Origin of the sequence: Streptomyces sp., from assembly GCF_031178505.1 — a bacterium.
Lineage (GTDB): Bacteria > Actinomycetota > Actinomycetes > Streptomycetales > Streptomycetaceae > Streptomyces > Streptomyces gulbargensis.
Window position 1 is genome coordinate 1 of the sequence record NZ_JAPSIW010000159.1, and the last position, 11,177, is coordinate 11,177.

Here is an 11,177-nt window from a genome sequence, read left to right on the forward strand (position 1 = left end):
CGATGCCGGCGCCCGCGCCGGCGGTGGCGAAGGTGACGGTCTGGGCGAAGATGCCGGCCATCAGGAAGTTGCGGTAGACGTCCGGGTCGGTGTTGCCGCCGACGCTCATGGAGCCGCCGAAGACGTAACTGAAGAGGACCACGAACATCACGGGCTGGATGAGCCCGAAGATGACCATCTCGGGGATGCGGGTCATGCGGATCAGGTTGCGGCGGGTGACGACGAGGGAGTCGGCGACGGACCGGGCGATGCCGCCGCGGGGTTTTCCCGCCGTGGGGCCGCCGGTGCCCGCTCCGGTCCGGGTGAGGGTGCTCACGAGGCGGTCTCCTTCCGGTGCTTCCTGCGGTCCTCGGGGGCGCGGGCCCCTTCCTCGTCCTCGGCGCGCTCGGCGGCGTGCCCGGTGAGGGAGATGAAGACGTCGTCGAGGGTGGGGCGGCGCAGGCCGATGTCGTCGATCCCGACGCCCGCGGCGTCCAGGTCGCGGATGACCTCGGCGAGCAGCTTGGCGCCGCCGGTGACGGGGACGGTGAGCTTGCGGGTGTGCTCCTCGACGGAGACCTCGCCGGGGGTGCCGGTGCCGGTGGTGCCGTAGCGGGCGAGGACCTCGCGGGCGGTGCCGGTCGTCTCCGGCCGCTGGACGACGACCTCGACGCGTTCGCCGCCGGTGCGGGCCTTGAGCTGGTCGGAGGTGCCGCGGGCGATGACCTTGCCGTGGTCGACGACGCAGATGGCGTGGGCGAGGTGGTCGGCCTCCTCCAGGTACTGGGTGGTGAGGAGGAGGGTGGTGCCGCCGGCGACGAGTTCCTTGATGACCTCCCAGAGCGCCTGCCGGTTGCGCGGGTCGAGGCCGGTGGTGGGCTCGTCCATGAACATGACGGGCGGGGAGACGACGAGGGCGGCGGCGAGGTCGAGGCGGCGGCGCATGCCGCCGGAGTAGGTCTTGGCGGGCCGGTCGGCGGCGTCGGCGAGGCCGAAGCGGTGGAGGAGTTCGTCGGCCCGGTCCTTGGCCGTCCTCGCCTTCAGCTGGTACAGCCGGCCGACCATCTGGAGGTTCTCCCGGCCGGTGAGGTACTCGTCGACGGCGGCGAACTGGCCGGAGAGGCCGATGGAGCGGCGGACCTGGTCGGGGTGCTTCAGGACGTCGATCCCGGCGACGGCGGCCCGGCCGCTGTCGGGCCTCAGGAGGGTGGTGAGGACCCGTACCGTGGTCGTCTTTCCCGCGCCGTTGGGACCGAGCAGGCCCAGGACCGTGCCTTCCGGCACGTCGAGGTCCACGCCGTCCAGTGCTCGTACGTCGCCGAAGGTCTTCACCAGACCCTCGGCGTGGATCGCGCCTGGCATGTGAGTCTCCCGGGGAGATTTCGGGCGTTTCCGTCCGATCGTAGGGTCGCCGGACGCACGCCGCCCGGCGGTGCCGTGACCGCCCTCACATGGTGGCGCGACACATCTCGACAGGCGAGTGGTCGGGAGAACCGCGCGGCGTCCGGCCGCCGGGGGTCACACGAGGACGGTGTAGCCCGCCTGACGAAGGGCGTCCTCGACCTCGCGGCAGTGCTCCGGTCCCTTCGTCTCCAGGTGCAGCTCCACCTCCGCCTCCGTGAGGCCGAGGCGCGGATCGGTCCGTACGTGACTCACGTCGAGCACGTTCGCGTCGACCACCGTCAGGACGGCGAGCAGCGTCGCGAGCGCCCCCGGCCGGTCGGTCACCCGCAGCCGCAGGCTCAGGTAGCGGCCCCCGGCGGCCATGCCGTGCCGCAGGATCCGCTGGAGCAGCAGCGGGTCGACGTTGCCGCCGGAGAGGACCGCCACCACCGGTCCCCGGAAGTCCTCCGGCGCGGTGAGCAGGGCCGCCACCGGGCTCGCGCCGGCCGGTTCGACCACCAGCTTCGCCCGCTCCAGGCAGAGCAGCAGCGCCGAGGAGAGAGCGTCCTCGGAGACCGTGCGGACCTCGTCCACGTACTCCCTGACCAGGTCGAACGGTACGTCGCCGGGGCGTCCCACCCTGATGCCGTCGGCCATCGTGACGGGCGACTCGACCGCCACGGGATGGCCGGCCGCGAGCGAGGGCGGATACGCGGCCGCACCCTCCGCCTGCACCCCGACGATCCGCACGTCCGGGCGGAGCGATTTCACCGCGAGCCCGATGCCGGCCGCGAGACCGCCGCCGCCGACGCCGACCACGATCGTCCGCACCTCCGGGCACTGCTCCAGGATCTCCAGGCCGACCGTCCCCTGCCCGGCGATGACGTCCCGGTGGTCGAAGGGGTGGATGAAGACCGCGCCGGTCTCCCGCGCGTACTCCTCCGCCGCCGCCAGCGTCTCGTCCACGACGTGGCCGTGCAGCCGCACCTCGGCGCCGTACTCGCGCGTCGCCGCGACCTTCGGCAGCGGCGCCCCCACCGGCATGAAGACCGTCGCGTGCACGCCGAGCAGTTTCGAGGCCAGGGCGACGCCCTGCGCGTGGTTGCCGGCCGAGGCGGCGACGACTCCGGCCGCCCGCTCCTCGAGCCGCAGCCCCGCGATCCGTACGTACGCGCCGCGCAGCTTGAAGGAGCCGGTCCGCTGGAGGTTCTCGCACTTGAGCTGGACGGGCGCCCCCACCAGGGACGACAGGTGGCGGCTGCCCTCCATGGCGGTCACCCGGGCCACCCCCGACAGCATCTTCTGCGCCCCCCGCACGTCGTCGAGCATCAGATGGTGCAAGGGGTACGGCGTACGGAAGGTCATGACAGCAAGTCTCGCAGCTCACCGCCCTCCCGGCCGCCCGGCGAACGGCGGGGAGGGCGGGCCCGTACCGGGTTTGCGCACGGCCGGTACGGACCCCCGGTCGGCCGCGTACTCTGTCCCCCACCACCCGACCACCCCCGCACGAGAGAGCCCCCAGCCATGCCCACATCTCAGGACATGACGACTGAGCTTGACCCCGGTCTCCTCGATGCCCTCCAGCACCAGGTGGCCGTCTTCGCCCGCCGGGCCGAGCAGACCCGGCTCGGCGGCACGGGCCAGCTCCGCAACTCCATGGACCGCGCCGCCTATCTCCTCCTCAACCGGCTCGACCAGGAAGGCCCCATGGGCGTCAAGGCGCTCGCGGCGGGCATGGGCATCGACTCCTCCACGGTGACCCGTCAGGTCGCGCCCCTGGTCGACACGGGGCTGGTGAAGCGGACCTCGCACCCGGAGGACGGGCGCGCGGTCGTCCTCCAGCTCTCCCCGCGCGGGCTGGCCCGCCTGGAGGAGGTCCGGTCGTCCCGCCGGCAGTTGATGGCCGAGGTCACCGAAGGCTGGACGGAGGCCGAGCGCGAGTCCTTCTGCACGCTCCTCACCCGGTTCAACACCGCGCTCTCCGCGCGCCAGTCGGGGCACGGCGGGCCGGCCGGCGGCCCCGCCGGAAGCGAGTCGGTGCCGACCTCTTGACCGGGCCCGCCGTCTGACCCCTCCATGAGGACATGGCGGAGCGGCGGAACCCGCGGAGCGGTCGACGGGCCGGGCACGCCCCGGACTTCGAGGCGTTCGCGGCCGGGGCGGCGGGCCGGCTGCTGCACACGGCGACGCTCCTGACCGCCGAGCCCCTGGAGGACAACCCGCGTGCCCGGGCCCTCCTCACCGCCGCCCTCGCACATACGTACGCGGTGGGGGACCGGCTGCGCGACGAGGACCCGTACGACCGCGCCCGCCGCGACCTCGCCGCCCGCTTCGCCCGCGGCACCCGGCGCCGCCGCACCGGCCGGGGCGGGGTGCTCGCCCGGCTCACGCGCGAGGAGCGGCTCGTCGTCGTACTGCGGCTGTACGAGGGGGTCGCGGAGGAGCAGGCGGCGGCTCTGCTCGGCCTCTCCGAGGCCCGCGTCCGGGCGGTGTGCGCCCGCGCGGTGGCGGTCCTGCGGGACGCCGCCGGCCCCGCGCCCGCTCCCGGGGGGCGCCGCGCGAGCCGCCCCGAGGACCGGGAGGCGGCGGTCCGGCGGCTGCTCGAGACCCCGCGCCCGCCCGTTCCCGCCGGGCTCGCCGGCCGCGCCGCCGAGCGCGGCGCCCGCCTGGCCCGCCGGCGGCGGGCCGTCCGGTGCCTGCTCGGGACGCTCGGCGCGGTCGCCGTCCTCGTCCTTTTCGTGTGGGCCTCGGCGGCCCGCCCGTGGGAGGCGCCTCCGGCGGAGACCACGCCGGTCTTCGAGGAGTGGTAGACCACCGGCCCCGCCTCCCAGGGCCTAGCCTGGAAGGGACGGCATGCGCATCCGTGCCGAGGAGGCTGTCATGACCAGGAAAGTCGCCGACTGCCGCAGGACGCCGAGCGTCATGAACTGCACCCTCACCATCAGCGGTGAGGAGGAGGAAGTCGTCCGGGCCGCCGCCGAGCACGCGGTCTCCGTCCACGGACATCCCGATTCGCTGGAGCTGCGCGCGGAGATCCGGGCGAGCCTGGAGGACGAGAGGACGCCCGTGTGAGGAGGCCCCGGCCCGACGCCGCCGGGCGCCCCCCCGCGGGGGCGCCCGGCGGCCGCGCGTACCGGGGGACCTAGGCCGTGTCTTTCGGATCTTGCCGGGCTCGCGGCGCCTGGCACCGCGCCCCGCTGCGTTGTCGTCGGTCGCCGATGCTCCGCATGGACTCCCTCCTCCGCCTTGCGATGCACGGCGCCAGACGCCGCTCCCTGATCCGGCCTGATCCAAAAGACACGACCTAGCCGAGCGCCTCGCGCAGGTCCGCGAGCAGGTCGTCGGCGTTCTCGATGCCGACCGAGAGGCGGACCAGGTCGGCCGGGACCTCCAGGGCCGAGCCCGCGACGCTGGCGTGCGTCATCCGGCCGGGGTGCTCGATCAGCGACTCGACGCCGCCGAGGGACTCGCCGAGGGTGAACAGCTTGGCGCGGTTGCAGACCTCGACCGCCGCCTCCTCGCCGCCCCGCACCCGGAACGACACCATGCCGCCGAAGGACCGCATCTGCTTCGCGGCGATCTCGTGGCCGGGGTGGTCCGGGAGGCCCGGGTAGAGGACCTGCGTGACCTCGGGGTGGCGGGTGAGCATGTCCGCGATCCTGGTGGCGTTCTCGCCGTGCCGGTCCATGCGCACCGCGAGGGTCTTGATGCCGCGCAGCACGATCCACGAGTCGAAGGGACCGGCGACCGCGCCCATCGCGTTCTGGTGGTAGGCGAGCTCCTCGCCGAGCGCCTCGTCGGCCGTGACCAGGGCGCCGCCGACGACGTCGGAGTGACCGCCCATGTACTTGGTCAGGGAGTGCACCACCACGTCGGCGCCGAGCGCCAGCGGCTGCTGGAGGTACGGCGAGGCGAAGGTGTTGTCGACGACCAGCTTCACCCCGGCGTGCCGGGCCACGCCCGCGACGGCCTCGATGTCGGTGATGCCGAGCAGCGGGTTCGAGGGGGTCTCGACCCAGATGAGCTTCGTCCGCTCGTTGACGGCCTCGCGCACCGAGGCGATGTCGGAGGTGTTCGCCACCGAGAAGTCCACGCCCCAGCGCTCCACCACCTTCGCGAAGAGACGGAAGGTGCCGCCGTAGGCGTCGTTCGGGATGACGACGTGGTCGCCCGGCGCGAGCAGCGCGCGCAGCAGGCAGTCCTCGGCGGCCAGGCCCGAGGCGAAGGCGAGACCGCGCCGGCCGCCCTCCAGGGCCGCCAGGTTCTCCTCCAGGGCGGTACGGGTGGGGTTGGCGCTGCGGCTGTACTCGTAACCGCCGCGCAGACCGCCCACACCGTCCTGCTTGTAGGTGGAGACCTGGTAGATGGGCGGGACGACCGCGCCGGTCAGCGGGTCGGCGGTGTTGCCCGCGTGGATCGCGCGGGTCTCGAAGCTCTGGTGGCTGTGCTGGTGGCTCATGGTCAGGAGCGTAGTGCCGCGTGCGCGCCGCCGCCTCGTTCGTCTCAGCGGGTGTCCTGGACAATGGACACATGGACATTCTCTGGTTCCTGATCGCGCTCGGGCTGCTGTTCGGCGTCCTCGGCCCCTACCTGCTCCGCCGGCGCGGGGGCGGGATCCGGCTGGCCGCACCGGGCTCGCCCGACGCGGCGGACCCGGAGGCGTACGGCTTCGTCCGGCAGGAGGAGCAGGACGTGCGGCTGCCGGGGCCGGACGCCGATCTCCTCGACGTGCTCGACGTCGTCAGGGCCACCCAGGACTGGCGGGCGGCCTCCCAGCTCCTCGCCGGTACGGCGAAGGAGGGCGAGGTGCGCTGGCAGCGCGTCCAGGCCTTCGCGGGCGCGGCCTGTCTGGAGCTCCAGGAGCGGCCGGGCGCGGGCGGGGCGTGGCTGCGGGCGTGGCGGGCGGAGGCACCGAAGGACGCGGGGGGCGCGGCGGTGCACGCGGAGTTCCTGGTGCAGCAGGCGTGGCGTTCGTCGGCGGTGGGCAGCGACGAGTTCCGGATCATCCTGGAGGAGGCGCGGAAGGTCACCGAGGAGGCGGCGCTGCTGGCTCCGGGCGACCCCGTCCCGTACATCACGCAGCTGGCGGTGGCGCGCGGTCTCGGCTACAGCCACGAGCAGTTCGACCAGGTGTGGGCGAAGGTCATCGACCGGGCACCGCAGCACATGGGGGCGCATCTGGCGGCGCTGCACTACTGGTGCGAGAAGTGGCACGGTTCGCGGGAGGAGGCGGACCACTTCGCGACGACGGCCGCGGCGCGGGCCCCGCGCGGTTCGCTGCTCGCCGCGCTGCCGCTGTTCGCGGTCTTCGAGCACGTCCCGGACGTGGTGCTGGTGCGGGACTTCTTCCGTACGGCGGTGGTGTCGAAGGCGCTCGACGGCGCGCTGTACGCGGTGCACTCCGCCCGCCCCGACGACCCGATGCTGGCGCACGTGCGGCACCTGCTGGTGTGGTTCCTGGTGCGGGGCGAGCGCTGGGCGGAGGCGATGCACCAGCTGGTGCGGGTGGACGGTCACGTGGGCGCGGTGCCGTGGACGCTGAGCGCGGACCCGGCGGCGGAGTACACGGTCCACCGGAACATGGCGGTGGCGGGGTACGAGGCGAACGGCGGCAGTCCGATGACGCTGCGGCACTGAGGGTCCCGTAGCGATCTTCGAGTCGGCGAGGGTGTGGCTGATCGCGGGGAGGCCCACTGATCCGGGGGCGCGGATCCGTGCGTCCCCGCAGGTCGTCCGGCCCGCTCTTTCGGTCGTGCGCCTCGCGGGCGATGTCGAACACTGTGTCCGGTAACTCGGCGGCCATGCCGGGCGCGGAGCAACGACACCGCGTGGTGCCGGCGCGGTTCAGGGGGTGACGTCGAGGGCTCCCGGGGCGTCGGACGGGGCGAGTCCGGTGGCCCACACGCGCCCGTAGACCGACAGGTCGCGCAGATGCGCGGTGATCTCGGCCGCGCTGTAGCCGGTGTCGTTCTCCACCCACCAGGTGAGCAGGCCGATGAGCTCGCCCGTCCAGGCGCGGGCGACGACGTCGAGGGGGATGCGCGGTGTCACCCCGAGCTGCTCGGTCCGCGTGCGGAAGGCGGCTTCGGCGTGGCCGCGGATGAGATCCGTGAATTCCCGTAGGGCGCGCCCGTCGCCCTCGCCCCGCAGGACGACCCGGTAGACGGGCTTCTCCTGCTCGGCGTGTTCGAAGATGTACTTCACCGGCAGTCCGGTGAATCCTTCCGCGTGCGCCTGCCGGACCGCCGGCAGGAGGCGGTCCCGGTCCTCGGCGAGGTCGCGGACGATGCCGACCAGGAGGTCTTCCTTGTCGCGGTAGTGGGCGTAGAAGGTGGCCCGGCCGACGTCGGCGCGCTCGGCGATCTCCTCGACCGTGATCGCGTGGAACCCCCTCTCCAGGACCAGTTCGACCAGGGCCTGGCGCAGCGCGGCCCGCGTCCTGCGGACGCGGCGGTCTCCCGCGGGCTTCATGTCCACTTCGTTTCCTTCTCGTCCGAACCGTTGACCTGACCCTAACGCTGCCCTTACGTTGCCGCACACCAAGCTTGTTACTGGACATCATGTCCGGAAACTCTGGAGGTGCGATGAACTTCGGGCGGTACGTACGCCGGACTGCCGGCCACCAACCCGATGCCGAGGCGGTGGTCTGCGGAACCGTGCGGCTGACGTACGCGGAACTCGACGAGCACAGCGACCGGCTCGCCACGGCCCTGCGTGCCCTCGGCCTCAGCCGGGGCGACCGGGTCGCGACGCTCGCGGGCAACCGCGCGGAACTGGTCGTCACGGAGGTCGCCCTCTACAAGGCCGGCCTGGCCCGGGCGCCGATCAACGCCAGGCTAGGAGCCGCCGAGGTGGCTCACCTGCTCGTCGAGTCCGACGCGAGGCTGCTGCTGACGGACGCGGCCCATCTGGACGTCGCCCGCGCCGCGGTGTCCGGCTCGGCGGTGAGGACCGTCCTCGGCTACGACGGCCCGAGCGATCTCGGCGCGGGTTACGCCGAGACCCTCGCGGGCACCGAGCCCGAGCCCGTCGAGACGGAGTGCGACGAGGGTGACATCGCCGTCCTGCACTTCACCTCGGGTTCCACCGGCAGACTCAAGGCGGCCGTCCAGACCTACGGCAACCGGCTCGCCCTGATGCGCAAGTCGGTGATGAGCGCCGACACCCGGGTGGGGCCCGGCGACCGTCAGATCCTGGCCGGACCCGTCACCCACGCCTCCGGCATGCCACTGATGGGCATCTTCTTCGCCGGCGGCTGCGCGATCGTGCTGCCCCGCTGGGACGCCGAGGAGTTCCTCGCCACCGTCCAGCGCGAGCGCGCCACCCACGCCTTCGTCGTCCCCACCATGGTCAACACCGTGCTCGCGCTGCCGAACGCCCGCGACTACGACCTCTCCACCCTCCGCCAGCTGATCTACGGAGCCGCGCCGATGTCCCCGGCCCGGATCAGGGCCGCCTGGGACCTCTTCGGACCCGTCCTCTCCCAGGGATACGGGTGCGGCGAGACCACCTCCGGCGTGCTCTTCCTCTCCACGGAGGACCACCGGCGGGGCATCGGGGGCGAGGACGAGGAGCTGCTGCTTTCCTGCGGCCGTCCGCTCGCCGAGGCCGAGGTCGCCATCGTCGACGACAGCGGAAGGCCCGTCGCCGACGGGGAGATCGGAGAGATCGCCGTCCGCGGCCCCGACGTCGTCCCCGGCTACCACAACGAACCCGGCCTCACGGCGGAGAGCTTCCGGGACGGCTGGTTCCTCACCGGTGACCTCGCCCGCCGCCGCGCGGACGGCTACGTCTTCATCGTCGACCGCAAGAAGGACATGATCGTCTCCGGCGGGTTCAACATCTACGCCGTCGAGGTCGAGTCCGTCCTGCACCAGCACCCCGACGTCTACGAGGCCGCCGTCGTCGGCGTCCCGGACGAGCAGTGGGGCGAGGCCGTCAAGGCGGTCGTCGTGACGCGCGACGGCGCCACCCTCACGGAGGCCGACCTCATCGGCTTCTGCGCCGAGCACCTGGCCCGCATGAAGAAGCCACGCTCCGTCGACTTCGTCGCGGCCCTGCCCCACAACCCCAACGGCAAGATCGACCGCCGCGCCATCCGCGACCGCTACTGGGCGGGCGCCGAGCGCCGCGTCAACTGAACAGGACCCCCGGCATGCCCTTCACCCTCGCACCCTCCTACGACGACAATCCGCGCCTGCGGGACCTCGTCGCCCGACTGCGCGCCTACCTGGCCGACGAGCTCGTCCCGTACGAGCGCGAGCGCGGCATCACCCCGGAGACCGAGCTCGACCGCCCCACCCTCGAACACGTCTGGAAGCGCAGCGCGGAACTCGGCTTCTACGGCATCAGCCTGCCCCCCGAGCTCGGCGGCCAGGGCCTGAGCTTCTACGAACTGTGCGCCCTCAAAGAGGAGCTGACCGCCTCCGGAGCCGCGCTCTCCCACTCCGTCCTCGGTGACATGGGCGGCCCGCTGCGCGTCGGCGCGATCGTGAAGTACGCCACCGAGGAGCAGCGGGAGCGCTACCTGATGCCCGTCGTCCGGGGCGAGCTGGCCTGCTGCTTCTCCATCACGGAGGAGGACGCGGGCTCCGACGTGCGCCGCATGACGACCACCGCCACCCCGGACGGGGACACCTACGTCCTCAACGGCAAGAAGGTGTTCAGCTCCGCCGCCCCCTTCGCGGACTTCGCCATCGTCGTCGCCCGCATGGCCGGCACCGAAGAGGCGTACAGCGCGTTCCTCGTCGACCTGGACACCCCCGGCTGCCGTGTCCTCGACGGCGAGGTCCCCATGTCCGGACAGCGGATGGAGGGCGACCTCCTCTTCGAGGACTGCCGGATCCCCGCCGCGAACCTCCTCGGCGAGGTCGGCCAGGGCCTGCGCATCGGCATCGGCCGCATCACCCTCAACCGCCTGCTGCACTGCCCGTCCCTCATCGGTGCCGCCCGCCGCGCCTGGGACCTGTCGGTCGAGTACGCCAAGAACCGCGTCGTCTTCGGGCAGCCGCTCCTCGCCCATCAGGCCATCCACCACAAGATCGCCGAGATGGCCACCGAGATCTACGCGGCCCGCGCGATGGTGATGGCCACCGCGGCGAAGGCCGACCGGGGGGACAACGTCTCCGTCGAGGCCAACATGTGCAAGCTCTTCACCTCCGAGGCGTCCTTCCGCGTCGCCGATCAGGCGGTCCAGATCCACGGCAAGGCCGGGCTCACCCGCGGCCACGAGGTCGAGCAGATCTTCCGCAGCCTGCGGATGTTCCGGATCGTCACCGGAACCACCGAGATCCACAAGAACGCCATCGCCAAGGGCCTTTTCTGACCGACCCCTTGGTGCCCAGGGCGGGGCCGCGGGTCCCGCTCCGTCGAGCGGGCCCGCGGCCACGGGGGACCGCCGCCCACCCGTACGACCACCTGCTCCACCCACATCCGCAGGAGTCGCCCCATGGCACCCCGTACCGCCGCGCAGCCCCGGCACATCGCCGTCGCGACGCCCGACCGCCGCAAAGCCTGGCTGATCACGGCGATGATCGTGGCCTTCATGGTCGTCAACTACGCCGACAAGTCGGTCCTCGGCCTCGCCGCCGTCCCGATCATGGAGGAACTCGGCCTCAGCAACAGCACCTACGGCCTGGTCTCCAGCTCCTTCTTCTTCCTGTTCAGCGTCTCCGGGCTCCTCGTCGGGTTTCTCTCCACCCGGATCTCCAGCCGGGTCCTGCTGTTCGTCATGACCGTGCTGTGGGCCGTGGCCCAGCTCCCGGTCCTCGTGGTGGCCACGGTCCCGGCCCTGATGGCCGGCCGCATCCTCCTCG

The 11,177-nt window shown here is 72.7% G+C and carries 11 protein-coding genes and 1 pseudogene; 7 read left to right on the forward strand and 5 right to left on the reverse strand.

Annotated elements, in window-relative coordinates:
* The 3 genes and pseudogenes from RIF68_RS13695 to ilvA form a co-directional block, all read right to left on the reverse strand.
* Nucleotides 1-316: pseudogene (locus RIF68_RS13695) on the reverse strand (ABC transporter permease); the annotation flags it as partial.
* On the reverse strand, nucleotides 313-1,341 hold the full coding sequence (locus tag RIF68_RS13700) for an ATP-binding cassette domain-containing protein (RefSeq protein ID WP_309051502.1): 1,029 nt from the start codon (nucleotides 1,339-1,341) through the stop codon (nucleotides 313-315). The gene RIF68_RS13700 and the pseudogene RIF68_RS13695, both read right to left, overlap by 4 nt.
* Nucleotides 1,342-1,497: 156 nt before the next feature.
* Nucleotides 1,498-2,727 (reverse strand): threonine ammonia-lyase, encoded by a 1,230-nt coding sequence (gene ilvA, locus RIF68_RS13705; protein WP_309051503.1) that lies wholly within the window; start codon nucleotides 2,725-2,727, stop codon nucleotides 1,498-1,500.
* Between the two features lie 159 nt (nucleotides 2,728-2,886).
* Here ilvA and RIF68_RS13710 point away from each other — a divergent pair, with 159 nt between their 5' ends.
* From RIF68_RS13710 to RIF68_RS13720, 3 genes are all read left to right on the forward strand, one after another.
* Nucleotides 2,887-3,414 (forward strand): MarR family transcriptional regulator, encoded by a 528-nt coding sequence (locus tag RIF68_RS13710; protein ID WP_309051504.1) that lies wholly within the window; start codon nucleotides 2,887-2,889, stop codon nucleotides 3,412-3,414.
* A 32-nt stretch (nucleotides 3,415-3,446) separates the two neighbouring features.
* Nucleotides 3,447-4,172, forward strand: coding sequence for a sigma factor-like helix-turn-helix DNA-binding protein (locus tag RIF68_RS36485; RefSeq protein WP_375165226.1), 726 nt, complete (start codon nucleotides 3,447-3,449; stop codon nucleotides 4,170-4,172).
* A 70-nt stretch (nucleotides 4,173-4,242) separates the two neighbouring features.
* Nucleotides 4,243-4,434: a DUF1059 domain-containing protein gene (locus tag RIF68_RS13720; RefSeq protein WP_309051505.1), complete on the forward strand. Its 192-nt coding sequence runs from the start codon at nucleotides 4,243-4,245 to the stop codon at nucleotides 4,432-4,434.
* Between the two features lie 232 nt (nucleotides 4,435-4,666).
* Here RIF68_RS13720 and RIF68_RS13725 read toward each other — a convergent pair whose 3' ends face one another.
* On the reverse strand, nucleotides 4,667-5,821 hold the full coding sequence (locus RIF68_RS13725) for a cystathionine gamma-synthase (protein ID WP_309051506.1): 1,155 nt from the start codon (nucleotides 5,819-5,821) through the stop codon (nucleotides 4,667-4,669).
* Between the two features lie 71 nt (nucleotides 5,822-5,892).
* Between RIF68_RS13725 and RIF68_RS13730 the strand changes: the two genes are divergently transcribed.
* Complete coding sequence (locus tag RIF68_RS13730; protein ID WP_309051507.1) at nucleotides 5,893-6,999, forward strand: hypothetical protein; 1,107 nt, start codon at nucleotides 5,893-5,895, stop codon at nucleotides 6,997-6,999.
* Between the two features lie 207 nt (nucleotides 7,000-7,206).
* Here RIF68_RS13730 and RIF68_RS13735 read toward each other — a convergent pair whose 3' ends face one another.
* Nucleotides 7,207-7,833, reverse strand: a complete 627-nt coding sequence (locus RIF68_RS13735; RefSeq protein ID WP_309051508.1) for a TetR/AcrR family transcriptional regulator — start codon at nucleotides 7,831-7,833, stop codon at nucleotides 7,207-7,209.
* 89 nt (nucleotides 7,834-7,922) lie between these two features.
* On the opposite strand from RIF68_RS13735, the gene RIF68_RS13740 reads away from it, so the two are divergent.
* The 3 genes from RIF68_RS13740 to RIF68_RS13750 form a co-directional block, all read left to right on the forward strand.
* Nucleotides 7,923-9,503, forward strand: coding sequence for a long-chain fatty acid--CoA ligase (locus RIF68_RS13740; protein ID WP_309051509.1), 1,581 nt, complete (start codon nucleotides 7,923-7,925; stop codon nucleotides 9,501-9,503).
* Nucleotides 9,504-9,517: 14 nt separating this feature from the next.
* Nucleotides 9,518-10,687, forward strand: coding sequence for an acyl-CoA dehydrogenase (locus RIF68_RS13745; protein WP_309051510.1), 1,170 nt, complete (start codon nucleotides 9,518-9,520; stop codon nucleotides 10,685-10,687).
* 123 nt (nucleotides 10,688-10,810) lie between these two features.
* On the forward strand, nucleotides 10,811-11,177 hold a 367-nt coding region (locus RIF68_RS13750; protein WP_309051511.1), incomplete at its 3' end, for an MFS transporter.